The sequence below is a fragment of the Erythrobacter sp. W302b genome, from assembly GCF_046452395.1.
GTDB lineage: Bacteria > Pseudomonadota > Alphaproteobacteria > Sphingomonadales > Sphingomonadaceae > Erythrobacter.
On the sequence record NZ_JBKFDH010000001.1, the window covers coordinates 1,610,385 to 1,632,704 of the forward strand.

Consider the following 22,320-nt stretch of genomic DNA (forward strand, 5'->3'; position numbering starts at 1 on the left):
ACCCACAGCCTGATCGGCGCGCGCGGGGCCTATGCGCAGCTGATGCGGGAAGGCGAAGTGATGCGGGCAGGGTTTGCGCTTCAGGCTGCGGCGGTTGACATGCAACTGCGCACCGCCCGTCGGCAGGACGTCACGCCGCGTCGGCGGTCGGCCCCACTGCGGAGGCTGCCGCATCAAATTTGCGCCGCTGCTTGATCCGCCCGTACTTCACAAGGCCGTAAGGCATCAGTGCAAGGTAGGTGATGCAGATCGCCGCGAGTGTCCACCACGGCTCCAGCAACAACGCGGCAAACGCCAGCCCCGTAAAGGCAATCAACGGCAAGCGGATCGAACGGCGCGGCCGGATCGATGCCCAGCTCAAGGTTGCCATGTTCGAGATCATCAGGATCGCGATCACTGCCAGCCAGAGCGTCATCAAAACCGGATCGCGGAACAGCGCAAGGCCAGTCTCGTGCCACAGATAGAACGGGGTGAAGGCCAGCCCTGCCCCGACCGGAGCAGGGACGCCGGTGAGGAACCCCGCAGATTTGTGCGGCTGATCGTCGAGATCGATCCGGGCATTGAACCGCGCGAGCCTGAGCGCACAGCAGATCGCAAAGGCAAGCGCCGCAAACCAACCAAAGCGCGGCCAGTCCTGCAAGGACCACAGGAACAGGATCAGCGCTGGGGCAACGCCAAAGGAAATCGAGTCCGCCAGACTGTCGAGCTCGGCACCAAATCGGGACTGGGCGTTGAGCAGCCGCGCGATGCGACCATCAATCCCGTCGAGCACGCCAGCCAGAACCACGAGCCCAATCGCATAGGTCCACTGCGCATCAATTGCGAAGCGGATGCCGGTCAGCCCCGAACACAGGGCTGCCGCCGTGATCGCGTTGGGGAGCATGGCCCGCAATGTCAGGCCGCCAGCACCCGGGCTGCGCACAGCTTCGTCTTCATCCTCGGCAGCCTTTGGGCCGAGCCGTGCCGGAAAGAATCGCGCGCCCGGAATCTTGCGTGGACCGCGCTTGCGGGGCGGTCGGCTCACTGCGAAATTCCCTCGATCAACCCGCGCTGGCCGATCTCCGCGATGACGGTTTCACCGGCAATGGTGGTCTGGCCGATCATCACCTTGGGATCGGTTCCGGCCGGAAGATAGACGTCGACGCGGCTGCCAAAGCGGATCAGGCCGACACGCTGGCCCTTGGCCACCATGTCACCGGGCTTGACGAAGGGCACGATCCGCCGCGCCACCAGCCCGGCGATCTGCGTAAAGCCGATTTTCAGCCCGTCGCTTCGTTCTATCAGGATATGCTGGCGTTCGTTTTCCTCACTCGCCTTGTCGAGCTCGGCGTTCATGAACTTGCCGGGGATGTAGACCACCCGCCGTACGGTTCCGCCCACCGGCGTACGGTTGATGTGAACATCGAACACGCTCATGAAAATCGACACCCGCGTCACGGTGCCACTGGGCAAACCGGCAAAGCCTGACCCGTCGTCGATCTGCAATTCGAGCGGCGGTTCGACCTCCTCGATCAGCGTGACGATCCCGTCGGCCGGAGCGATGATCGCAGCGTCGCCTTGCGGCACCACACGTTCGGGATCGCGGAAAAAGGCGAACACGCCGAAGCTGAGCAGCAGCAGCGGCCAGCCAATCAGCTCCCAATCAAGCGCGAGCAGGAAGAACAGGCTCACCGCCACCGCGATCAGCCCGAATTTGCGACCTTCGGGATGGATCGCGGGCCAGTCCCAGCCCGCCTCACCGCGACCTTTGTTATCGAGAATTTCGCCTGCCATCGGAGGGCTTCTAGGGAGTGCAGCCCGAGGCCGCAAGCAACTCGGCCCTCAGCTCACCTTGCGTACGAACACCGTGCCCGCAGAATAGCCCGCGCCGAAGCTGCAAATGAGGCCGGTATCGCCAGCCACAAGATCGTCGCTATGCTGATGGAACGCGATGATCGAGCCCGCACTCGACGTGTTGCCATAGGTATCCAGCACCGTCGGGCTCTCGTCCTCGTTCGCCTCGTGGCCCAGCACCTTGGTCGAGATCAGCCGGTTCATGCCCGCATTGGCCTGATGCAGCCACAGGCGGCGCAGGCCTTCGGGATCGATCCCCAGCCGCCCGGCTTCATCAAGGATCATTTGCGCCACCATCGGCACGACTTCCCGGAACACCTTGCGGCCTTCCTGCACGAACAGCTTGTCGGCGGTATCGGCCGTCTCGGGCGCGGCGCGGTTGAGGAAGCCGAAATTGTTGCGGATGTTGTTGGAGAACACCGTCTTCAGCTTGGTGCCGAGGATCGCCCAATGCTCCGCCGGGGCGATGGCGGCATCCTCGACCAGCACAGCGGTGGCGACATCGCCGAAGATGAAGTGGCTATCGCGGTCGCGCCAGTTGAGGTGGCCGGAGGTGATTTCCGGGCTCACCACCAGCACCGACCGGGCATTGCCCGCGCGGATGTAGTCAGCGGCGGTCTGGATGCCGAAGGTCGCCGATGAGCAGGCGACATTCATGTCGAAGCCGAAGCCGTCAATGCCCAGCGCCTGCTGGATCTCGATCGCCATCGCCGGATAGGGGCGCTGCATATTCGAGGCCGCGCACAGCACCGCATCGACATCTTCCGGCTTGCGGCCTGCGCGCGCCAAGGCCTGCCGTGCGGCAGCCACGCCGATTTCGGCCATGAACGAGAGTTCGTCATTGCCGCGCTCGGGCAGGCGCGGGCACATGATGTCTGGATCAAGGATCGGCGCCTTGCTCATCACATGGCGCGATTTGATCCCGCTCGCCTTCTCAATGAACTCGACCGAAGAATAGGCCAGCGGCTCGGCATCGGGATTGGCCGCGTTGTGGCGATCCACGAAGGCGTTGAAGCTGGCGACCAGCTCCTCGTTGGTGATCGTCTCGGCGGGGGTGTACAGGCCCGTCGCGGAGATGACTGGGCGGCCGGTGAGGGGTGCTTGCATTTCCTGCATGGAACTCTCTTGCATGGGGCGCACGCCTTACTGCCCCCCCTCTCCTGCTGCAAGCCCCGCCGCCTGCGCCTCCGGCTCGAGCACATCGCGCAGCAGCGGATTGGGGAAGGTCCGCGCGATGGTAACAGCGTAGAATTCCTCGGTGATCTCGGGCAGCTGGAACAGCTCGTACAGCGTCCCGGCGGCCAATTCATCACGGACCACGATGGGCGGAATCACCGCCACGCCGACATCATTGCGGGCCAGAAGCCGGATCATCGCCATGTCGTCCGCTTCGGCGGCAACGCGCGGGACGATGCCCAGTCCTTCGATCATGGCATCGAACCCGGCCCTGAGTGCAGTCTCGGGCGTGGGCAGGATCAGCGGCGCGGTGGTGAGCAGCCGGGTGAGGCCCTGCGCCGCCATGGCCAGGCGCGAGCGTGTGCCAACCAGGCTGACCGGCTGCTCCGCCAGGCGCCGCACCAGATAGGGGCTCGCCGCATCACGGGCGGGCACTTGATTGGTGAGCAACACGTCAATCGTCAGCGCGTCCAGCGCGCGCAGCAGGCTCGCCTGTGTGCCTGACCGCAGCACCACCTCCACATCATCACGCCCGATCAGAGGTTGGAGAAAGCCCATCTGGAAGTTGCGCGACAAGGTCGCCAGCGCGCCGATCCTGAGAACTTTGCGCTGCCCGCCGACGGCGCGGAACGTGGCGGTGAGCTGTTCGGAGGCGCGGAAAATCTGCTCGGCATAATCGAGCGCGATCCGCCCCGCCTCGGTCAAGACCAGATTGCGGCCGCGCCGTTCGAACAGATCATGGCCGAGATCCGCTTCCAGCGCCTTGATTTGCGTGGAAACCGCGCTTTGCGAGATGTTGAGCGCGCGCGCCGCGGCAGTCAGCGTGCCTTCGCGTGCGGTGGCGCGGAACAATCGCAGGTGGTGCAGGTTCAGGGTCGCCATGGTGCCATTTCCGCTTGATCGTTCGATTGAGGCGAACGTTTGACGAAAAAATATGTATTTTCTTTAATTTCGTCCACCCCCTATCCGGCAAAGCGTTCCTGAAGCCCTCTCTTCTTGCCGGAGCGCTGCCATGTCTGACACCATCACCCTCACGCTGTTTGCTCCGCTGGCGCTTGTGCCGGTGATCCTGCTTGCCCTCGCCCGTCCCGGCAAGCGTCCCGGCAGCCTGCCGCGCTGGTCGGAAGGCGCAGCGCTCGCCGCTTTCGGGATTGCGCTTGCAGGCTTGGTCCAGACCGCCCTGTTCTCCTCCCCGGGTCTTGCCCTGCTGGATGGCCCGGTCGCCCTCGCCCTGCGCGCCGATCTTGTCAGCGCGAGTGTCGCCACGCTGGTCGGCTTCATCGGCTGGATCGTCATGCGCTACAGCCGGACCTATCTCGATGGCGAAGCGCGCGAGGGCGCGTTCCATGCGCTGATGTTGACCACACTCGCTGCGGTGCTGGTGTTCGTGCAGGCGGGCACCCTGCCCACCATGATCCTCGCCGCCATCGCGGTCGGCCTCACCCTCAAGCGCTTGCTGCTGTTCTACCCCGACCGACCCGAAGCCCAGCGCGCCGCGACCAAGTTTGCCGCGGTCTGGCACACGGGTGACGTGATGCTGGTGATCGCTGCCGGGCTGCTGTTCGCCCGTTTCGGCACACTCGACGTGACCGCACTGCCAGCTATTGCAGCTGCCACCGGGCTAGGGATTGCCGGAACGCTCGCCGTAGCTGCCATCGTTGCCGCAGCCGCTCTGAAAACCGCCGCTTTCCCGCTCCATGGCTGGCTGACCGAGGTGATGGAGGCCCCCACCCCCGTCTCCGCGCTGCTCCACGCCGGGATCATCAACTCGGGCGGCGTGTTGCTCATCACCGCTGCCCCGCTGGTGCAGGCGAGCACCGGCGCGATGGCCGCGCTTGTCCTGATCGGGGGGCTGACCGCCCTGTTCGGCGCGGCCGTGATGCTGACTCAGAGCGCGATCAAGACCGCGCTCGCCTGGTCGACCATCTCGCAGATGGGCTTCATGCTGCTGCAATGCGGGCTCGGCCTGTGGACGCTGGCGCTGCTGCACATCATCGCGCACTCACTCTACAAGGCGCACGCCTTCCTGTCCTCGGGCGGCGCGGTGGCCGAGGTCGCCAATATCCGCCGTCCCGGCCCGGTCGCGGTGCCGAACGTTGCTGCGGTGCTCAAAAGCTTCGCCCTGGCGCTCGCCATCTTCGCCGCGATTGCCGGGGCCTTCTCGGCAGCCTTCGGGCCGAAGTCCCCGCAGGCGCTGGCGTTGGGCGCGATCCTGATCTTTGGGGTGGCTTACCTTGTCGCGCAAGGCCTTGCCGACCGTGCGCCGGTCGCCCTGACCAAGCGTACCGCGGGTGCCGCGCTGGCGGCAGCAATCGGCTACTTCAGCTTCCAGACCCTGGCCCAAGCCATCTGGGGCCCGATCCTGCCGCAGGCACCAATGCCGACGGATCTCGAATGGGCCATGCTGGTGATCGCGGTGGCGAGCTTCGGCCTCGTCGCCTTTGCCCAGGCCCTGTTCCCCCTGTGGGCCCACCACCCGGCCACCGCTGGCCTGCGCGTCCATCTTGCCAACGGCCTCTACCTCAACGCCCTGCTGGACCGCGCAATCGGTGGCTTCCGCACCACAACCACCCGCTGATGAACGCACCAACGGAGACAATGCCATGCTGATGAACCACGCTGACATCGCCCCGGCCCGCTTTTCGGCGGTGCTCGAAGCCGCCGAGGCTGCAGGCCGCGCCATTCCGCCCGCCTTTCCACTGGATGCGACCGTGGCGGTGAACCCCTTCCTCGGGCAAACCGGCGAAGACCTCGCCAGCACCGCCGCCCGCCTCGCCCGCGTCGCCGGGGTCCGCGTCACGCGGACGGGCGCCGAATATGCCGCTGCCATCAAGGAGGGCCGGATCGGCGCTGACGACCTTGCGGACGCGCTCGCCGCCTCGTCTTCGCCCTTGAAGCCTGCGACGATCACCGCCTTGCGCAATATCGCCGAGACGCTGGGTGATGGCCCCGCGCCGCGTGCCCTGCCCTCCGTGGCCGATCTTGCGGCCGAGGCGACCGGAATCGATTGGCCCGCCCTGATCGACAAGTGCATCGGCCTGTGGGCCGCAGGCCATTTCGACCGCGGCCAGGCCCTGTGGTCACCCGCGCCCGGTGCTGAAGCCTTCACCGCTTGGCGCGGCTGGGCCCTGCATGACCTCACCCCGGAAATCGCCGGTCTGGAAGGATTCTGCGCCCATGTCGCTTGCGCGCCCGACACCACCGAACGGGCGATCCTTTCCGCTGCCGAGACCCTTGGCCTGTCTGACGCCGCTGCCCCCACCGCGTTCCACCGCTTGGCCATGAGCCTTGGCGGCTGGGCGCAGCACGCGCGCTGGCTGCTGTGGCAGGCCGAACTGGTCGGCGATACCGACCGCACGCTGATGGACCTGCTCGCCATCCGCCTGATCTGGGACGAGGCGCTGCTCCTGCGCACGCCGCAGATCGCCGACCGCTGGGCTGCGACCGTTGCGGCTCACGCGGTGCCGATCAGCGCGACCGCCGCGGATGTGGCACTCGCAATCCTGCAAGACGCCGCCGATCGCGGGCACCAGCGCCGCCTTGCCGCCGCACTCGATGGCGCTGCCCCGCAGGGCGAACGGCCGTTCCTTCAAGCCGCCTTCTGCATCGACGTGCGCTCCGAAGTCTTCCGCCGGGCGCTCGAATCGGTCGACCATTCCATCGCAACCATCGGTTTTGCAGGGTTTTTCGGCCTGCCGCTGGCGCACCACGCGCATGGTTCGGACATCCTCGAAGCGCGCCTGCCAGTGCTGCTCAACCCCGCGGTCAACACGACCAGCGCGGGTGATCCGGCCACGGATCAGGCCGCGCGGATCACGGCCCGGAGCCAGCGCGCCTGGGGACGGTTCCGCCAGGCGGCGGTGTCCTCCTTCGCCTTTGTCGAGGCGATGGGGCCGGTCTATGCGGTGAAGCTGGTGAAGTCTGCGCTCGGTCTCGGCAATGCCACCAAAGCCGAGCCTGCCCCCGAAGTGATCGGCGGCATGAGCGCCGCAGCGAAGGCCGATACCGGCGCAGCGGTGCTCAAGGCGATGAGCCTGACGCAAGGCCATGGCGCCATCGTGCTGCTGCTCGGCCACGGGGGCAACACCACCAACAACCCACATGAGAGCGCTTACCACTGCGGGGCCTGCGGCGGGTACACTGGCGAGGTCTCCGCGCGGCTGCTCGCCATCCTGCTCAACGATCCTGAAACCCGCGCCGGATTGGCTGAACGGGGCGTGGATGTTCCGGCGGACACGCTGTTCGTGGCAGGTCTGCACGATACCACCACCGACGATATCACCCTCTACGAAGATGGCCTGCCCGCCGCCCGCAGCGGCGATCTTGGCACGGTGCGCAAGTGGCTGGCGCAGGCGGCCAAGGTTGCGCGTGCCGAGCGCGCGGTGCGGCTACCCGGCGCGCGCTGGAACACCATTGCCGCCCGCGCTCAGAACTGGGCCGAAATCCGGCCGGAATGGGGCCTGGCCGGATGCGCCGCCTTTATCGCCGCCCCGCGCGAGGCAACCGCTGGCCGCGACCTTGGCGGGCGCGCGTTTCTGCATTCCTATGACTGGCAAGCGGACGCAGGCTTCGGCACGCTGGAACTGATCATCACCGCCCCGGTCGTTGTGGCGAGCTGGATCAGCCTGCAATATTACGGCTCCAGCGTGGCACCTGAAATCTTCGGCGGTGGCAACAAGCTGATCCACAACGTGGTCGGCGGGATTGGCGTGATCGAAGGCAATGGCGGCAAGCTTCGCGCCGGCCTGCCCTGGCAAGCGGTGCATGATGGCGAGCGCCTCGCGCATGAGCCCCTCCGCCTCTCGGTCATGATCGAGGCTCCGCGTGAGGAAATGCGCAAGATCCTCGAAAAGCACCCGAGCGTCCGCGCGCTGTTCGATAATGGCTGGCTGCATCTCTTCGCCCTGAAAGACGGCAAGGTCGATGCGCGCTATCTGCCGGGCCTCAAGTGGGCCGATCAACAACCGCAAATGCTCGCAGCCTGAGCACAGCCGAACACACCCGCGTCGCCCGCCCGACAGTCGCAGCCCGCCGAACCATCGGCAGGGCGAGCGGGCGACGCACGGCATTTCGCGGGCGGGGAACGACCCAAACGTCTTCGGTCGGGTAGGAGCGGGAGGAAGTGGTGGACAGGGCTGGATTCGAACCAGCGTACGCTTGCGCGGGCAGATTTACAGTCTGCTGCCTTTAACCACTCGGCCACCTGTCCACACAGTCCCCTGCTTGAGGGGGGCGTTCCTGAGCATGGTATGCTCTGAAATTGCGCGAGTCCCGTAGGGGCCCGCTGCCGAGAGGCGCCCCTTTGGCGAAGCACTGCTTGCCTGTCAATGGCCCTGCTGGCAGGGGGTGGCTTTGAAAAGCCTCAGGCGGGAAACAACATGAGCAAAGGTGAAAAAAAGCGCGCCCTGCGGGGCCGCGCGGGGCGCATGAAGGGCGGGCGCGGCTCGGGTCGTGGCAGTGCGGGGCAGGTGCGCCTATGGGGTCGCCATGCGGTCGAGGCCGCGCTCAAGAACCCTGATCGCCAGCACCGCAAGCTGTGGGCCACGCCGGAGGGTCTTGAAAGCCTCGACGGCGAATTGCCCGCAGGCTTCCCGGTCGAACATGCCCAGGCGGCCGATCTCGCCCGCCTGGTCGCCAAGGACGCGCCGCATCAGGGGCTGGTGCTGGAATGCGCCCCATTGGAAGACGTGTTCCTCGACGAAGTGGCCGACGGCGAAGCGGCGAGGCCGGTCGTGGTGCTCGATCAGGTGACCGATCCGCACAATGTCGGCGCGATCCTCCGCTCGGCCGCGGCCTTCGGTGCGGCGGCGATCGTCACGCAGGACCGTCATGCGCCGTCCGAAGGCGGAGTGCTGGCCAAGGCCGCATCGGGCGCGCTGGAGACCGTGCCGTGGGTCCGGGTGGTCAACCTCGCCCGCGCCTTGGAGGAACTGGCCGAGGCCGGGTATTGGCGCATCGGGCTGGCAGGCGAAGCCGAGGCGGTGCTCGCCGATGTCATGCCCACCGGGCCGCTGGCGATCGTGCTCGGCGCGGAGGGCGAAGGCCTGCGCCATAATATCGCGGCCCACTGCGACGTGCTGGCGAAGTTGCCGATCAGCTCGGCCATCGAGAGCCTCAATGTCTCGAACGCGGCCGCGATTGCACTTTATGCGGTGGCAACGCGCAGCTAGAAGCAGAGTAAGGGAGGGAATTGCCATGACCATGTTCTCGTCTATCCGCCTGCGCGCCGCGGGGGTGCTGGCAGGCTTCGCGCTTGTGCTAAGCGGCTGCTTCATGACACCAGGCAAGTTCACGGCCGAACTGGCAATCACCGGGCCAGACAGTTTCACCTTCCGCTACGAAGGCGAAATCTTCTTCCTCGGCCTTTCCAAGCTGGCGCAGATGGACGCGGCCAATGCCGACAATTTTACCGCCAATTGTTTTGACGATGAAACCTACGAGAGCCGCGATTGCACCGCGGAAGAGGTGGCGATCCAACGCGAAGAGTGGGAAGCGGGTGCCGCCGAGAGGGCAGAGCAGGCCAAGAAGCAGGCCCAGCAGATGGCCGCAATCATGGGCGGGATTGACCCGTCAGACCCCAAGGCCGCAGACGAACTCGTCAAGCTGCTCCAGCGCCAGAAGGGCTGGGAGCGGGTGGTGCACAAGGGCGACGGGGTGTTCGACGTCAGCTATCGCGTCTCGGGCACGATGGGCCACGATTTTACCTTCCCGATGATCGAAGGCTTTCCGCAGACCAATCCCTTCGTGCAGGTGTTCCTGCGCAAGGGTGCTCAGGTGCGGATCAACGCGCCGGGCTTTGCCGCGCAGAGCGCGGACAGCTCCGGGCTCGGCACGATTCTGGGTGCAGGCTCCTTCGCCGGGCTGGCAGCCATGGGCGCTGCGGAGCAGTCGCGGGAAGCCGGAGAGAATCCGGCGGCCATGCCCGGGGTGCCAGTGATGGATGGCACCTTCACGGTACGCGCTGCAGCCGGAATGCGGATTCTCGCCAACAACACCGACGAAGGCCCTGTGGCTGAGGCTGGCGGCGAGACGCTGGTCTGGCGCATCAACCAGCGCACCGCGCAGGCCCCGACCGCATTGATCGCCGCCGCTCCCTGACTGGGGCGCGCAGCAACGAAAAACCCCGCCGGCCGCGAGGCTGGCGGGGTTTTTTCTTGGCCTTCGAAGTGGATCAGGCGCGCTGGTGGCCGGTCAGTTGACTGCGTCCTTCAGCCCCTTGCCCGCCTTGAACTTGGGCTGATTGGAGGCCTTGATCTTCATCGGCTCACCAGTGCGCGGGTTGCGCCCGGTGGACGCCTTGCGCTTGGCGACCGAGAAGGTGCCAAAACCCACCAACCGCACTTCGTCCCCGCCCGAAAGCGCCTTGGTAATTGCGTCAAACACGCTTTCGACGGCGTTCGAGGCATCGCTCTTGGACAGACCGCTCGCGTTGGCAACTTCGCCGATCAGGTCGTTCTTGTTCATATGGGAACCCCCTAGCTGCTGGATATCGATTATCGGTATGAATCGCGCACGTAAGAAGCGCGGAGACTGAGACGTTTTTTGATAGGCTGTCAAAGGCAAATAGCCGGTTCAGAGCCACCAGGCCATTAGCCAAAGCAGTTTATGCGCCCAACATAGGTTGGGCGCTTGTGGGGCCTATAAGGAATATCGCGGAGCTACCGCGAATTGCGGCAGGCGCGAATCCCCAAGGCTCAATGCGCGGTCGGCACCTCTGGGGTTGCCGGACCTGTCCCCGCAGCGGGACCTGCTGGCTGGCTCGCCAGATCGTCCGCTTCGGTCCATTCGATCGCCACCAGCGGCTCGGTCAGCGCCCGGGCCAGCACCTCGTCAACATGGGACACCGGCACGATTTCCAGCCCCGCCTTGGCGTTGGCCGGAATTTCGGCGAGGTCCTTGACGTTCTCCTCGGGGATGAGGACGGTCGTGATCCCGCCGCGCAGCGCTGCGAGCAGCTTTTCCTTCAGGCCACCGATCGCCAGCACCCGGCCCCGCAGCGTCACCTCACCCGTCATCGCCACATCAGGGCGCACCGGAATACCGGTAAGGGTCGAGACGATCGAGGTGACCATGCCGATCCCGGCGCTCGGCCCGTCCTTGGGCACGGCACCTTCGGGCAGGTGGATGTGGACGTTCTTGCGGTTGATCAGGCTCGGCTTGATCCCATAGGCAGGCGCACGCGCCTTCACGAAGCTGAAGGCGGCAGACACGCTTTCGTTCATCACCTGGCCGAGCTTGCCGGTTGTCTTGACCTCGCCCTTGCCCGGCGTGGTCACGCTTTCGATGGTGAGCAATTCGCCCCCCACCGAAGTCCATGCAAGGCCGGTCACAGCGCCGACCTGCGCCTCTTCCTCCGAAACGCCGTGCTTGAACTTCCGCACGCCCGAGAAGTCGCCAAGGTTGTCGGGCGTGATGGTGACGCTGGTGGCTTTCTTTTCGAGGATCTGCCGCAGGCTCTTGCGGCACAGCTTGGCAATCTCCCGCTCCAGCGTGCGGACACCCGCTTCGCGGGTGTAGTAACGGATCAGATCGCGCAGGGCCTCTTCTTCAAGGGTGAATTCGCCCTTCTTGAGGCCATGCGCCTTGACCTGCTTTTCGACCAAGTGACGCTGAGCGATCTCGACCTTCTCGTCCTCGGTATACCCTTCCAGCCGGATGATCTCCATCCGGTCAAGCAGCGGCTGCGGCAGGTTGAGGCTGTTCGCGGTGCACACGAACATGATGTCGCTCAGATCAAGATCGAGCTCGAGATAGTGGTCCTGGAACTTGGCGTTCTGCTCCGGGTCAAGCACCTCAAGCAGCGCCGAGGCCGGATCGCCGCGGAAATCCTGACCCAGCTTGTCGATCTCGTCGAGCAGGAACAGCGGGTTCGATGTGCCCGCCTTCTTGAGGTTGGCGACGATCTTGCCCGGCATCGAGCCGATATAGGTGCGGCGGTGACCGCGGATCTCCGCCTCGTCGCGCACGCCGCCCAGGGACTGGCGCACGAATTCGCGGCCCGTCGCCTTGGCGATCGACTTGCCCAGCGATGTCTTGCCCACGCCCGGAGGGCCGACGAGGCACAGGATCGGCCCCTTCAGCTTGTTGGTGCGGGCCTGCACCGCGAGGTATTCGACGATCCGGTCCTTGACCTTTTCCAGCGCATAGTGATCGGCATCCAGCACGGCCTGCGCCTGCGCAATGTCGCGCTTCAGCTTCGACTTCTTGCCCCACGGCAGGCCGAGCAGCACATCGAGATAGTTGCGGATCACCGTCGCCTCAGCGCTCATCGGCTGCATGCCGCGCAGCTTTTTCAGTTCGCTGAGCGCCTTGGTCTTGGCTTCCTTGGAAAGCTTGGTCTTTTCGATCTTCTCGGTGAGTTCGGCGATTTCATTGCCTTCGCCATCATCTCCGCCGCCCAGTTCGCTCTGGATCGCCTTCAGCTGTTCGTTGAGGTAATATTCACGCTGCGTCTTCTCCATCTGACGCTTCACGCGCCCACGGATGCGGCGTTCCACCTGCAACACCGACAGCTCGCCTTCCATGAAGGCCATGACGAGTTCGAGCCGCTTCAGGGGATTGCCCTCAGTCAGCAGCGACTGCTTGTCCGAAACCTTGGCGCTGATCGCAGCGGCGATCGTATCGGCCAGCTGCCCCGCATCATCGACCTCGGAAAGGTCAATCGCGGCATCATCGCCGAGCTTCTTGTTGAGCTTCACATATTCGCCGAACTGCTCGGTCACCTGCCGCATCAGTGCCGTGACTTCGCTGCCCGAAACGGTCTCGGGCCCCAGTTCCTGGACTTCAGCCAAGAGGTACGTGCCCACGTTCTCGAGCGCCGCGAGCCGCGCCCGCGCCTTGCCTTCGACCAGCACGCGCACCGTGCCATCGGGCAGCTTCAAGAGCTGAAGCACCTGCGCAATCACGCCGACATCGTAGAGATCTTCACCCTCGGGATCATCGCAGCCCGGATCGAGCTGAGCGAGGAGGACAATGTCCTTCGAAGCTTCCATCGCGGCCTCAAGCGCCGCCACCGACTTGTCACGCCCGACAAACAGGGGAACGACCATGCCGGGGAAAACGACGATGTCGCGGAGGGGGAGAAGGGGAAAAGTCTGGGTCATGTTGGAGATATGGGTAGCGGCTTCGCGGCCTGCAACAACTTATCCCATTCGGCTGTGGATGGGGGCGCGATTGGACGGAGATCAACGGCGGATGACGGCAATCTCGGCCGTCACGCCGTCCCCCAGCCCCACCCCTTCGGCGCGCTGTACCGCGACCTTCACGGGGAGGAAATAGGTCTCGCCGCGCGGGAACAGCGAGGTGGCAAAATCGGTCGCACCGATCCGCGCCGCGACCGGGATACAGCCCCAGCCGTAACTCGCCTCGCGCGCGGCATAGCGCAGTTCGGCAACGTGCTCCGCGGGCACGGGAACGAACAGGAAGGGCGCCGGGCCGCGCCATTCGATGATCTCGCCCGCAAAGGTGATGCGGGCGAGCGCGCCGCTCACCCTCGCCTCACCCCAGACCCGGCAGATTGAATCCCGGCGGCAGGCCCATTGAACCCTGCATTTCGCGCATCTGCTGGTCTGAGACCCGATCGGCCCGGTCGCGCGCGTCGTTGAAGGCGGCAGCGACGAGGTCTTCGAGGATCTGCTTGTCGTCCGGCACCATCAGGCTGTCGTCGATGCTGACACCAAGGATGCGCCCCTTGGCGCTGGCGCGGACCTTGACGAGCCCACCGCCTGCCGTGCCTTCGACCTCAATCGAGTCGAGCTTCACCTGCATCTCGTTCATCTGCTTCTGAATGGTTTCGGCGGCCTGCTGCGCGGCGGCCATCATCTCTTCCATCGATTTCATTGCGGGGGACTCCTTAATTCCAAGGGGGATTGCCAGCGCCTGCGGCGACTTTGGCGGGGGTGATCAACTCGGCATCGGGAAAGGCCTCAAACGCGGCCTTGACCAACGGATCGGACCGGATGCGCGCGTCTTCGGCAGCCGCCTCGGCCTCGGCGACTTCGCGCAGGCTGGGCTGGGCGGTGCCTGTCCCGCGTTCGATCAGCCAGCGCTTTCCGGTGACCTTCAACAGGGCCTCCCGCATATCGGGCGCGGGATCGTCGGGGAAGTTGTCGGCCTGCTGAAACACCAGCCGCTCGGCAGCGAGCTCGATCACTCTCACCCGGTCCCGCATCATCTGAGCAACGCGCAGCTGACCGGCGGCATCGACCGCCTCGACCAGCGCAGCCCAATCCGGCACGGGCGAAGCCGCGACAGGTGCGGCAGCGGGCGCGGCACCTTCCGCAGCCGTGGCAGGCGCGGCGGTGAAGCCGGCGGCCGCTAGCTCCTCGATCCTCCGTGCGAGCTTGCCGGGATCGGGCATCTGCGCCGCATGAAGAATGCGCAGGAGCGCCATCTGCAACGAGACGAGCGGATCGGGCGCGGTGCGCACTTCGTCATGCCCCTTGAGCAGCAATTGCCACAGGCGGTGCAATTCGCCCGCCCCGAGCCTCGCCGCAAAATCGGCGAGCGCGGCGCGTTCTTCTTCCGTAGGCGCATCGGGTTCGCCGCCCGACACCTGCGCCAGCGTCACGCGGTGGGTGAGGTCCATCAGCGCGCGCACCAACGCCAGCGGCTCGACCCCGAGTGCATATTGCTCATCAACGGCCGCCAGCAAACTCTTGGCATCGCCCGACAAAAGATGACCCAGCAAGCGGCGCTGCGCGCTCTTGTCTGCGAGGCCCAGCATGTCGCGCACCCGGCTACCGCCGACCTTGCCTTCGCCATCGAGATCCGCGTGGGCGATTGCCTGATCAAGGATGGATAGCCCGTCGCGCACCGATCCTTCGGCGGCGGCGGCAATGATGCTGAGCGCCTCGGCTTCGGCCTCGACACCCTCCAGCCGGCAGACCTTGGCGAAGTGCTCCGCCAGCATGGGCGCGGGGATTCGGCGCAGGTCGAACCGCTGCGTGCGGCTCAGCACCGTGACCGGCAGCTTGTCGACTTCCGTGGTGGCGAAGAGGAACTTCACATGTGCAGGCGGTTCCTCAAGTGTCTTGAGCAAAGCATTGAACGCATTGCGCGACAGCATGTGAACTTCGTCGATGATATAGATCTTGTAGCGCGCCGAAACCGCGGCATAGCGCACCTGCTCGATGATCTCGCGCACATCGTCGACCCCCGTGTTCGAGGCGGCGTCCATCTCGATCACGTCGATATGGCGGCCTTCCGCGATGGCGACGCAGGCCTCGCACACCCCGCAGGGGTCGATCGTCGGCCCGCCCTGCCCGTCAGCCCCGACGCAATTGAGCGCCTTGGCGATCAGCCGCGCGGTGGAGGTCTTGCCGACCCCGCGCACGCCGGTCATCAGAAAGGCATGGGCCAGCCGGTCGCGCGCGATGGCATTGGCGAGGGTGCGCACCATCGCCTCCTGCCCGATCAGCTCGGAGAAGGTTTGCGGGCGGTATTTGCGCGCCAACACGCGATAAGGCTGCGCGGCGGGAGCGGGCGGCGCTGCGGGGGCTGGAGGAGGAGAGGCGGGTTCGGGAGCGGTCGCGGGAACGGCCACGGCTGCCGCCGGTGTCGGCGGCATAAGGTCACCGAACAGCGCGTTCTGCCCGGCCGCCTCCAGCTCCGCTGCGGTGGGGCCGGTGTCAGTGTCCTCAGGCAGATCGGGATCGGAATCGGTCATGCGGGCAAGCTAGGCGTTCAAACCCGCTTTGTCATGGTGCGCATCGCCGCGATCGGGATGAAAAAGGAGCCGAGCGACCCGCCGCAATCCACCTGAGCTGCTTCCTTCCGGACCTGACTCGGTGAGCGGACGCAAACGTCCACCCGACTCCCACGCGAGCATATGGAGCGGGCCGAACAGAAAATCAACTCAGCGAAAAAATCGGCCCGCTGGGCCGCAAGGGCAAACGCCCGCCGCCCGGCGTGTGAGGGCCTAACGAAAATTATCCGCGTAGGCTTGCAGCTTGAGCCGCTTGGGCGGGGTTGCATGGACACGGGCGGCGATGCCGTACTTTTCGGCATAGGCCTTGGCCGCTTCCTTGGAGGGAAAGGTCAGGCTCACCTGCGACTGCGTGTCGGCGCTCCCGGTCCAACCCATCAGGGGATCGGCGAACCGTGCTTCGGACTGTTCGAACTCCAGCACCCACTCATCGGTATGCGCCTTGCCGGACTGCATCGCGTGCTTGGTCTTCTGATAGATACGTGCGGACATTTCTCTTTTTCGATCCTCGCTCATGCGACCGCAAGGTCGCGTCGCTGCGGGCGGGCGGTCGCCCTTTCAGGGCGCTGCGCGGCCCGGATTGTGCCAAGCCGATAGCGCAATCCTATTGGCGGTTGAAGGCGTTTTTGGTCTTGAGGCTCGGCTTTTCCAGCCATGGCTCGTCCGGCCAGCGGTGCTTGGGATAGCGACCCTTCATGTCCTTCACCACATCGCGCCAACTACCCCGCCAGAAGCCCGGCAGATCGCGAGTCGATTGAACGGGGCGGCCGCCAGGACTGGTCAATTTCAGCAACAGAGGCGAGCGCCCGATCATGGGCTGGCTGTCGAGCCCGAACAGCGCCTGCACCCGCACCTCGACACTGGGGGCATCGTCGCCAGCATAGTCGATGGCGTGGCGCGTATCGGCGGGCGAGGTGAAATGGGTCGGCGCGGCGCTTTCGAGCAGCTGGCGCGCGTTCCAGTCGAGCAGGTTCAATGCGGCTTCGGCGAAGCGGTGGGGTGGCAGGTCAAGGTCGCGGCGTCCGGTGAGCAGCGGTGCCAGCCACTCGCCTGCCCGTTCGCGCAGGCTCTCGGGCGCGAGCGCCTCGATCCCGGCGAAGCGCGTGCGGGCGAGGAAGCCTTGCGGGAGTACATCCTCCAACCGCTCCACAGCCCTGCCCACAAGGATATCCACAAGCAGCCCCGGATCAGGCGCGGGTTCCGGGACGCTCGCCAGTACGATGGCTCCCAGTCGCCGCTCACGCCGCGCTTCAACACGGTCTTTGTCGCCATTCCAGCGGGTTGTGACGCGTTCTTGCAGCTCTTTGCCAAACAGGACGGCAATCCGGTCGGGCAGGACTTCCGCTCCGGCGGTGATCCGCGCGCCCTTGGCCTGACCTTGCGCATCGCCGATCACGATCCATTCGGCGCGCGCCAGCGGCGAAGCGGGGTCGAGCTGATAGCCCCGCCCCCCGGCACTCAGCCAATTTTCGCCCGAGGGATCACGCCGACGCGCAACGAAATCGGGGCGCGCCAGCGCGAGTGCTTCGGCGGCGTCGGCAGCGGGGCTCTCGACGATGACGTTTGCCATTTTCGCCGCCTGCCGCGCCCAGCCCTCTGCAATCCGCGCGGCCGCCACACTGCGCGGTGCCCGGTCGCCGCGCCAGCGGGTGAGGCGTTGCGCCAAGTCTTCGCCCCGCCCGCCCAGCCCGCGTTCCTGCAACAGCATGACCAGCCGCGCTGCATCCTCACCGCAGCCAGCGCTCGCTCCGTGAAGCACGGCAGCGGCCTGATCGGGCGCCATCGGCAGGCTGGCAATGGCTTCACCCAAGGGCGTGATCCGTCCGCTGGCATCGAGCGCGCCGAGCGCTTCCAGCGCTCCCCTCGCCGCTGCGACCGAGGCTTCGGGCGGCGGATCGAGCCACGGCAGCGCCTGTGGATCGGCCGTCCCCCACTTCGCCAACCGCAGCAAGAGCGGCGCGAGGTCAGCCTGCATGATTTCGGCGGGCGCGAATTCGGGGCGGCCGGCATGACCCGCTTCCTCCCACAACCGATATGCCACCCCCGGCCCCTGCCGCGCCGCACGCCCGGCTCGCTGCGCTGCCGAGGCTTGGCTGGCGCGTCGGGTGACGAGATGGGTCGAGCCTGCCGCGCGGTCGAACTCGGCAAGGCGGGCAAGGCCGGAATCGACCACCACGCTCACCCCGTCCAGCGTCAGCGAGGTCTCGGCGATGGCGGTGGCGAGGACAATCCGGCGGCGGCCTTCCGGGTCGCGGCGGATCGCGGCGCGCTGGGCAGCGGGTTCGTTCTGGCCGTGAAGCGCGTGGATCGGCACGTCCTTCAGGCGCGGTTCGATCCGCTCCCGCACCCGCTCAATCTCCCGCACGCCGGGGAGGAAAGCGAGGATGTCACCCGCTTCCTCACGCCATGCGGTCAGCACGGCTGCGGCCACACGATCTTCGATAGTCTGCGAGGCATCGCCGCCAAGCCATTTGATCGTCAGCGGAAAGCTGCGTCCTTCGCTTTCGATAATCGCTGCGCCTTCGCCCAACAACCGGCCGAACCGCGCACCGTCGATCGTCGCCGACATCACTAGCACGCGCAGGTCGTCGCGCAGTACAGCGCGGGTTTCGAGCGCCAGTGCAAGGCCCAGATCGCTGTCGAGCGCGCGTTCGTGCGCCTCGTCGAACAGCACGGCAGAGACACCGGGAAGCTCCGGGTCTTCCACCAGCCGGTTCACGAGGATCGCTTCCGTGACCACAAGGATCCGGGTCCTGGCAGAAGCCTTGCTGTCGAGCCGGGTCATGTAGCCGACGGTCTCGCCCGGCTTCTCGCCGAGCATCTCAGCCATGCGCTCGGCCGCAGCGCGGGCGGCGACCCGGCGGGGCGAGGTCAGGATAATCTGACCAGTGCACCACGGCTGGTTCAGCAGATCAGGCGCGACCGCGGTGGTCTTGCCCGCCCCGGGCGGCGCGATCAGCACAGCCGCGCCCGCGCTCGCCAGCGCGGCGCGGATATCGGCAAGGACAGCATGGATCGGAAGATCAGTCATCACATCATTCGTCATGCTGAACGTGTTTCAGCATCCATCCAGCCATCAAGCCCGGAGAATGCCGCACGATGGACCCTGAAACGAGTTCAGGGTGACGGGAAAAAAATCAATGCCCGCGCGCGACCGCGAATTGCGCGGCTTCGGCCATCGCTGCGCGCGCCTTGCCATCGGGGAAGATCGAAATGGCGTCGATCGCCCGCTGCGCGAAGTGCCGGGCGCGCTCACGCGTGTCTTCCAAGGCGTTGTGCTTGCCGATCAGGCCGATCGCGTGGGCGAGGTCTTCGTCCGAAGTGCGATGCCCGATGATCGCGTCTTTCCAGAACTTGCGCTCTGCCTCATTGCCGCGGGCATAGGCGAGGATCACGGGCAGGGTCATCTTGCCTTCGCGGAAATCGTCACCCTGATCCTTGCCCATTTCGGCGGCGTCGGAATCGTAGTCGATTGCGTCGTCGACCAGCTGGAACGCAACGCCAAGGTTGCGGCCATAGGATTCCAGCGCGCGTTCCTGTTCCTCGGAACATTCCGCCACCACCGCGCTGATCTGGCTGGCGGCCGCAAACAGGGCTGCGGTCTTGGCGCCGATGATGTGGAGGTATTGTTCCTCGCTGGTGGTGATCTGGCGCTGGGCGGAGAGCTGCGAGACCTCGCCTTCCGCGATCACTGCGCTGGCGCGCGACAGGATCGACAGCACGCGCAAGCTCCCGTCCTCGGTCATCAGTTCAAAAGCGCGGCTGAACAGGAAATCGCCGACCAGCACGGTCGCCGGATTGCCGAAGATGATATTGGCCGCCGCCTTGCCGCGCCTGAGTTCGCTGCCGTCCACCACATCATCGTGCAGCAGTGTGGCCGTGTGAATGAATTCGACCGCGGCGGCGAGCTTGTAATGGCGGGTGCCCTTGTAACCGACCAGCTCCGCCCCGGCGAGCGTCAGCATCGGCCGCAGCCGCTTGCCACCGCCGGAAATCAGGTGCCCGGCCAACCGCGGGATCAGCGGGATCTCGCTCTGCATCCGTTCTAGGATGACGGCGTTGACGGAGTTCATGCCCGCAGCCGTCAGCGACAGCATCGGATCGAGTGTCGGTGCCTTGCGCGGCAGGGGAACGATTTCGGCACTCATGCTGCCTGTGGCTCTAGGGCGGCCCCAGCGTGCTTGGCAAGCGCAGATTTGCTGCTAGTTTCGCAGCCGATGTCCGACAAAACGCAAACTCCGGGCGAGCCCGATCCGATCCTCGCTGCTTTCCGCAAGAGCATCGACAATATCGATGCTGCGCTGATCCATATGCTCGCCGAACGGTTTCGGATCACGCAAGCCGTGGGCGAGTACAAGGCCAAGGTGACCCTGCCCCCGGCCGATCCCGACCGTGAAGCCCGGCAGATCGCGCGGCTGCGCAAGCTGTCGGAAGAGGCCGATCTCGATCCTGAATTCTCGGAGAAATTCCTGCGCTTCATCATCGACGAAGTGATCCGCCATCACGAACGCGCGGCTGCGGGCTAAGGCCTTTCGCTGTCTTCGGCGGCGGTGGGCAAGGTCGGTTCAGGCAGTGGAGGCGGCGGAGCGGATGGCTCCTGCCGTTGTTGCGCGCTGATCTGCCTCAGCAATTCCTCTCGTTCGCGCAGGATACGCCGCTGATTGCGGTTGTAGCTGCGGGTATTGGCGAAGCTGCCTTCGCCGATGCTGTTGCCCCGCCCCTTGCGGGTCAGCGGGACGCCCAGACAGGTCGCATCCTGCCCCCGCGCGCGATTGCACTCGGGGCCAATTCCGGTCTGGTCGATCTCCGGCGCGACGTAGGGATTGCTGAACACGGTACGCTGACCTTCAAGCGCATCGCCGGTGGCGCACCCGCCGAGCAGCGCCGCGACGAGGATCAGTCTGGGGCGGATCGGCATCATGCCAGCGCGGCTCCGGTTTAGGACATGCTTTCAATCGCTTGAGCGCCATGAACCGAGCGTGAATTGAGCAGGAAAGGGATCAGCGCGGGTCACTCTTCCCGGTGCCTGCGCTTTCTGGCTCAGCAGGCGAATTTTCGGCTGGGACTACGGGCGTCGGCGCTACCGGTCCTTGTCGCAGGGCACGATACTCCTCCATCAGAGCGCGGCGTTCTTCCGGTGACAACTGGCGCAGGGCCTCGCGCCGCTGTTCGGGCGACATGCGCCGCAGCTGCCGCAACCGTTCGAGCGCGCGAGCATCTTCGCGCAGCGGCTGGGCGATGTCCTTGCGGGTCAAAGCCTCGCCGTTTTCGACCTTGCGGGCCATCTCCGCGCGCCTTGCGGCGATACGCTCATCGGCAAGCTGCCGGCGGCGGGCCTGCGCTTCGTCAACGCGCTGGCGGAGCGCCGCTTCTTCCTCCGGCGTCGGCACCGGGAGCCCCGCAGCGCGGCGTTGCGCGATTGCCTTGTCGATGCGCTGATCGATATGCTCGCGCCGGGTGGCGTAGCGGCCCTCGCGCACCTCATCGATCCGGCGGAAGGCCTCGCTGAGCTCCTCGGGCGTGTCAATCGGGCCGACAATTTCGGCCCGCGCAAGGCTGGCCGGTTGGCTGGCCGTGTCCGGTGCTGAGGCGATCACAGGCGCGGGCGCTGCGGCGCGGGCGGGCGGCTTGCCGGTGATGCTGGCCCAGACCTTTTCCGCCGAGGGGACAGGGATGTCGAATTGCTGGAGCAAGCCCGTCGCCGCTGCGGCCGTGGCGAGCGCGCCGAAGCTGGCGACGCCGATGACGATCCCCCGCCCCAGCCGCCAGCCGCGACCACGCCGCTGTTGGCGCAAATCCGGCAAGGCCGCAGGACGCACTGCGGCGGCGGCGAGCACGCGGTCGGCGAACCCGGCGGAGAGGCTCGGCACGGCGTAATCGTCTAGCACCCGGGCCAGCGGGCTACTTGGGATGATGGGCGCGCCCTGCTCCTGTTCACTCCCGCTCATGGCGCGTCTCCTTGCGCCGTCCACGCCTGCCGCAAGGCCGCGCGGGCGCGGTGCAGCAGGCTTTCGAACGCCTTGATGTTCATGTCCATCGCCTCGGCCGCCTCGGCATTGGGCAGTTCCTCGTAATAGGTCAGCACGATTGCGGCGCGTTGCCGTTCGGGCAGCGCCATGATGAGCGCGCGGGCGGTGCCGTCACGCTCGCCTGCTTCGATCAGCGTGTCGGCCAGCGGAGCCTCGTCCGCGCTGTCGGGCACCTCGCTCTCCGACAGCCGCCGGGTGCGGCGCAGGCGGTCAATTGCGAGATTGGTGACGACCCGCTGCAGCCAGCCGCCGAGCCTCAGTGTGGCCGCCGCCTGGCTGCCAACCGGATGGCGCGCCGCGATCTTCGCCGCCTGATCCCACAATCGCAAACAGGCTTCCTGCACAATATCCTCGGCCTCATGGGCATCGCCGGTCATCCGGTAACACACGCGGTGGAGCGCGGCGGCGTGACAGGCGATCACCTCACGCAGCGCCGCCGGATCGCGCGCCGCCAGCCGTGCCGCCAATGCCGCATCATCGCCGGAGCCGGCGTCAGGCGGGGCAAAAGTGGAAGACTCGCTGCTGGCGTTCATCTCTTGGCGCAAATGACCCCGTGTGCCCTTGGACCGGACAGGT

At 66.1% G+C, this 22,320-nt stretch carries 20 protein-coding genes, 1 tRNA gene and 1 other RNA gene; 5 read left to right on the plus strand and 17 right to left on the minus strand.

The features are described 5' to 3' along the window. Positions 1-130: 130 nt before the first annotated feature. The 4 genes from pssA to ACLBKT_RS07825 are packed head-to-tail and all read right to left on the minus strand — an operon-like array spanning position 131 to position 3,891. Positions 131-1,024, minus strand: a complete 894-nt coding sequence (pssA, locus tag ACLBKT_RS07810) for a CDP-diacylglycerol--serine O-phosphatidyltransferase (protein ID WP_410182369.1) — start codon at positions 1,022-1,024, stop codon at positions 131-133. Further along, a complete protein-coding gene (locus ACLBKT_RS07815; protein WP_410182370.1) occupies positions 1,021-1,773 on the minus strand; it encodes a phosphatidylserine decarboxylase in 753 nt (250 codons plus the stop codon). Before ACLBKT_RS07815 ends, pssA begins: the two co-directional genes overlap by 4 nt. Before the next feature lie 48 nt (positions 1,774-1,821). Next, positions 1,822-2,964 (minus strand): beta-ketoacyl-ACP synthase III, encoded by a 1,143-nt coding sequence (locus ACLBKT_RS07820; RefSeq protein ID WP_410182371.1) that lies wholly within the window; start codon positions 2,962-2,964, stop codon positions 1,822-1,824. A 12-nt stretch (positions 2,965-2,976) separates the two neighbouring features. Then, complete coding sequence (locus tag ACLBKT_RS07825; RefSeq protein WP_410182372.1) at positions 2,977-3,891, minus strand: LysR family transcriptional regulator; 915 nt, start codon at positions 3,889-3,891, stop codon at positions 2,977-2,979. A gap of 130 nt (positions 3,892-4,021) precedes the next feature. On the opposite strand from ACLBKT_RS07825, the gene ACLBKT_RS07830 reads away from it, so the two are divergent. Together ACLBKT_RS07830 and ACLBKT_RS07835 are read left to right on the plus strand one after the other, a co-directional pair. Then, positions 4,022-5,587, plus strand: coding sequence for a proton-conducting transporter membrane subunit (locus ACLBKT_RS07830; protein WP_410182373.1), 1,566 nt, complete (start codon positions 4,022-4,024; stop codon positions 5,585-5,587). A gap of 25 nt (positions 5,588-5,612) precedes the next feature. Further along, complete coding sequence (locus tag ACLBKT_RS07835) at positions 5,613-7,994, plus strand: YbcC family protein (protein ID WP_410182374.1); 2,382 nt, start codon at positions 5,613-5,615, stop codon at positions 7,992-7,994. A 138-nt stretch (positions 7,995-8,132) separates the two neighbouring features. Here ACLBKT_RS07835 and ACLBKT_RS07840 read toward each other — a convergent pair. Continuing rightward, positions 8,133-8,218: transfer RNA gene (locus ACLBKT_RS07840), tRNA-Tyr, on the minus strand. Between the two features lie 169 nt (positions 8,219-8,387). Between ACLBKT_RS07840 and rlmB the strand changes: the two genes are divergently transcribed. Together rlmB and ACLBKT_RS07850 are read left to right on the plus strand one after the other, a co-directional pair. Further along, on the plus strand, positions 8,388-9,179 hold the full coding sequence (gene rlmB / locus ACLBKT_RS07845; protein ID WP_410182375.1) for a 23S rRNA (guanosine(2251)-2'-O)-methyltransferase RlmB: 792 nt from the start codon (positions 8,388-8,390) through the stop codon (positions 9,177-9,179). A gap of 25 nt (positions 9,180-9,204) precedes the next feature. Then, the gene (locus ACLBKT_RS07850; RefSeq protein ID WP_410182376.1) at positions 9,205-10,107 is read left to right on the plus strand and encodes a hypothetical protein; all 903 of its coding nucleotides are present in this window, start codon (positions 9,205-9,207) and stop codon (positions 10,105-10,107) included. Positions 10,108-10,200: 93 nt separating this feature from the next. Here the strand turns inward: ACLBKT_RS07850 and ACLBKT_RS07855 are convergent, their stop codons facing one another. From ACLBKT_RS07855 to ACLBKT_RS07895, 9 genes are all read right to left on the minus strand, one after another. Beyond that, positions 10,201-10,473 carry an HU family DNA-binding protein gene (locus ACLBKT_RS07855; protein ID WP_166545733.1) on the minus strand — a complete coding sequence of 91 codons (273 nt, stop codon included), beginning with the start codon at positions 10,471-10,473 and terminating at the stop codon, positions 10,201-10,203. 230 nt (positions 10,474-10,703) lie between these two features. After that, on the minus strand, positions 10,704-13,112 hold the full coding sequence (gene lon, locus ACLBKT_RS07860; RefSeq protein ID WP_410182377.1) for an endopeptidase La: 2,409 nt from the start codon (positions 13,110-13,112) through the stop codon (positions 10,704-10,706). A gap of 81 nt (positions 13,113-13,193) precedes the next feature. Continuing rightward, the gene (locus tag ACLBKT_RS07865) at positions 13,194-13,499 is read right to left on the minus strand and encodes a DUF1905 domain-containing protein (RefSeq protein WP_410182378.1); all 306 of its coding nucleotides are present in this window, start codon (positions 13,497-13,499) and stop codon (positions 13,194-13,196) included. A gap of 7 nt (positions 13,500-13,506) precedes the next feature. Continuing rightward, positions 13,507-13,848, minus strand: a complete 342-nt coding sequence (locus ACLBKT_RS07870; protein WP_410182379.1) for a YbaB/EbfC family nucleoid-associated protein — start codon at positions 13,846-13,848, stop codon at positions 13,507-13,509. 13 nt (positions 13,849-13,861) lie between these two features. Next, positions 13,862-15,676: a DNA polymerase III subunit gamma/tau gene (locus ACLBKT_RS07875; RefSeq protein ID WP_410182380.1), complete on the minus strand. Its 1,815-nt coding sequence runs from the start codon at positions 15,674-15,676 to the stop codon at positions 13,862-13,864. Between the two features lie 59 nt (positions 15,677-15,735). Next, positions 15,736-15,830, minus strand: an RNA gene (gene ffs / locus ACLBKT_RS07880) — signal recognition particle sRNA small type. A gap of 98 nt (positions 15,831-15,928) precedes the next feature. Further along, positions 15,929-16,207, minus strand: coding sequence for an ETC complex I subunit (locus ACLBKT_RS07885; RefSeq protein WP_410182381.1), 279 nt, complete (start codon positions 16,205-16,207; stop codon positions 15,929-15,931). Positions 16,208-16,319: 112 nt separating this feature from the next. Beyond that, complete coding sequence (hrpB, locus tag ACLBKT_RS07890; protein ID WP_410182382.1) at positions 16,320-18,746, minus strand: ATP-dependent helicase HrpB; 2,427 nt, start codon at positions 18,744-18,746, stop codon at positions 16,320-16,322. Between the two features lie 106 nt (positions 18,747-18,852). After that, the gene (locus tag ACLBKT_RS07895; protein ID WP_410182383.1) at positions 18,853-19,863 is read right to left on the minus strand and encodes a polyprenyl synthetase family protein; all 1,011 of its coding nucleotides are present in this window, start codon (positions 19,861-19,863) and stop codon (positions 18,853-18,855) included. Between the two features lie 69 nt (positions 19,864-19,932). Between ACLBKT_RS07895 and ACLBKT_RS07900 the strand changes: the two genes are divergently transcribed. Next, a complete protein-coding gene (locus ACLBKT_RS07900) occupies positions 19,933-20,241 on the plus strand; it encodes a chorismate mutase (protein WP_410182384.1) in 309 nt (102 codons plus the stop codon). Here ACLBKT_RS07900 and ACLBKT_RS07905 read toward each other — a convergent pair. The 3 genes from ACLBKT_RS07905 to ACLBKT_RS07915 all read right to left on the minus strand — a co-directional run bounded on the left by ACLBKT_RS07905 (position 20,238) and on the right by ACLBKT_RS07915 (position 22,277). Further along, complete coding sequence (locus ACLBKT_RS07905; protein WP_410182385.1) at positions 20,238-20,636, minus strand: hypothetical protein; 399 nt, start codon at positions 20,634-20,636, stop codon at positions 20,238-20,240. The two genes, ACLBKT_RS07900 and ACLBKT_RS07905, sit on opposite strands and share 4 nt — an antisense overlap. A 79-nt stretch (positions 20,637-20,715) precedes the next feature. Then, complete coding sequence (locus ACLBKT_RS07910) at positions 20,716-21,663, minus strand: hypothetical protein (protein ID WP_410182386.1); 948 nt, start codon at positions 21,661-21,663, stop codon at positions 20,716-20,718. After that, on the minus strand, positions 21,660-22,277 hold the full coding sequence (locus ACLBKT_RS07915; protein ID WP_410182387.1) for a sigma-70 family RNA polymerase sigma factor: 618 nt from the start codon (positions 22,275-22,277) through the stop codon (positions 21,660-21,662). The genes ACLBKT_RS07910 and ACLBKT_RS07915 overlap by 4 nt, the downstream gene beginning before the upstream one ends. Positions 22,278-22,320 lie beyond the last annotated feature (43 nt).

What these genes read in the sequence shown, in the direction of transcription:
- ACLBKT_RS07815 (WP_410182370.1), bottom strand. Translation starts at nt 1,773, where the DNA reads ATGGCAGGCGAAATTCTCGATAACAAAGGTCGCGGTGAGGCGGGCTGG.
- ACLBKT_RS07820 (WP_410182371.1), bottom strand. Translation starts at nt 2,964, where the DNA reads ATGCAAGAGAGTTCCATGCAGGAAATGCAAGCACCCCTCACCGGCCGC.
- ACLBKT_RS07825 (WP_410182372.1), bottom strand. Translation starts at nt 3,891, where the DNA reads ATGGCGACCCTGAACCTGCACCACCTGCGATTGTTCCGCGCCACCGCA.
- ACLBKT_RS07830 (WP_410182373.1), top strand. Translation starts at nt 4,022, where the DNA reads ATGTCTGACACCATCACCCTCACGCTGTTTGCTCCGCTGGCGCTTGTG.
- ACLBKT_RS07835 (WP_410182374.1), top strand. Translation starts at nt 5,613, where the DNA reads ATGCTGATGAACCACGCTGACATCGCCCCGGCCCGCTTTTCGGCGGTG.
- rlmB (WP_410182375.1), top strand. Translation starts at nt 8,388, where the DNA reads ATGAGCAAAGGTGAAAAAAAGCGCGCCCTGCGGGGCCGCGCGGGGCGC.
- ACLBKT_RS07850 (WP_410182376.1), top strand. Translation starts at nt 9,205, where the DNA reads ATGACCATGTTCTCGTCTATCCGCCTGCGCGCCGCGGGGGTGCTGGCA.
- ACLBKT_RS07855 (WP_166545733.1), bottom strand. Translation starts at nt 10,473, where the DNA reads ATGAACAAGAACGACCTGATCGGCGAAGTTGCCAACGCGAGCGGTCTG.
- lon (WP_410182377.1), bottom strand. Translation starts at nt 13,112, where the DNA reads ATGACCCAGACTTTTCCCCTTCTCCCCCTCCGCGACATCGTCGTTTTC.
- ACLBKT_RS07870 (WP_410182379.1), bottom strand. Translation starts at nt 13,848, where the DNA reads ATGAAATCGATGGAAGAGATGATGGCCGCCGCGCAGCAGGCCGCCGAA.
- ACLBKT_RS07875 (WP_410182380.1), bottom strand. Translation starts at nt 15,676, where the DNA reads ATGACCGATTCCGATCCCGATCTGCCTGAGGACACTGACACCGGCCCC.
- ACLBKT_RS07885 (WP_410182381.1), bottom strand. Translation starts at nt 16,207, where the DNA reads ATGTCCGCACGTATCTATCAGAAGACCAAGCACGCGATGCAGTCCGGC.
- hrpB (WP_410182382.1), bottom strand. Translation starts at nt 18,746, where the DNA reads ATGACTGATCTTCCGATCCATGCTGTCCTTGCCGATATCCGCGCCGCG.
- ACLBKT_RS07895 (WP_410182383.1), bottom strand. Translation starts at nt 19,863, where the DNA reads ATGAGTGCCGAAATCGTTCCCCTGCCGCGCAAGGCACCGACACTCGAT.
- ACLBKT_RS07900 (WP_410182384.1), top strand. Translation starts at nt 19,933, where the DNA reads ATGTCCGACAAAACGCAAACTCCGGGCGAGCCCGATCCGATCCTCGCT.
- ACLBKT_RS07905 (WP_410182385.1), bottom strand. Translation starts at nt 20,636, where the DNA reads ATGATGCCGATCCGCCCCAGACTGATCCTCGTCGCGGCGCTGCTCGGC.
- ACLBKT_RS07910 (WP_410182386.1), bottom strand. Translation starts at nt 21,663, where the DNA reads ATGAGCGGGAGTGAACAGGAGCAGGGCGCGCCCATCATCCCAAGTAGC.
- ACLBKT_RS07915 (WP_410182387.1), bottom strand. Translation starts at nt 22,277, where the DNA reads ATGAACGCCAGCAGCGAGTCTTCCACTTTTGCCCCGCCTGACGCCGGC.